The organism is Streptomyces cahuitamycinicus, assembly GCF_002891435.1.
GTDB lineage: Bacteria > Actinomycetota > Actinomycetes > Streptomycetales > Streptomycetaceae > Streptomyces > Streptomyces cahuitamycinicus.
On sequence record NZ_POUC01000958.1, the window covers coordinates 1 to 526 of the forward strand.

A 526-nucleotide genomic window follows, 5' to 3' on the forward strand; every position below is an offset into this window, starting at 1 on the left:
GGCGCGAGGCGGACGGAGGCACCGAGGACGCTCAGGCCGTGCGAGGCGACGACGACCGGCTCCAGGGTGACCGCGACGACCTCGGGGTGGTCGTCGACCAGCCGGGAGACCCGCAGCAGCAGCTCCTCCAGGGCCCGGGTGTCGGCCGGAGCGGAGCCGCGCCAGCCGAACAGCAGGGGGGCGGTGCGGATCGAGCGCACCAGCGAGGTCGCCTCCCGGTCGGTGACCGGGATCAGCCGGTGCGCCGTGTCCCCGAGCAGTTGTGAGGCGGCCCCGGCGAGCCCGAAGGAGAGCACGGCTCCGGCCGCGGGGTCGATGACGGCCCGCACGACCACGTCCACGCCGCGCGGCGCCATCCGCTGCACCACCGGCCGCAGCTCCTCCGGCGCGCCGAACAGCTCGGACAACTCGGTGTACGACCGGCGCAGTTGTTCCTCGTCGGCGAGGTCGAGGCGGACGCCGCCCAGGTCGGCGCGGTGCCTGAGGTGCGGGGCCGTGGCCTTGAGTGCCACGGGGTAGCCGAGGG

The 526-nt window shown here is 75.7% G+C and carries 1 protein-coding gene; it reads right to left on the reverse strand.

Features of this window, described 5'->3' with window-relative positions:
* A partial coding sequence (locus C1J00_RS44070; RefSeq protein WP_180989943.1) for an acetate--CoA ligase family protein occupies nucleotides 1–526 on the reverse strand: 526 nt, incomplete at both ends.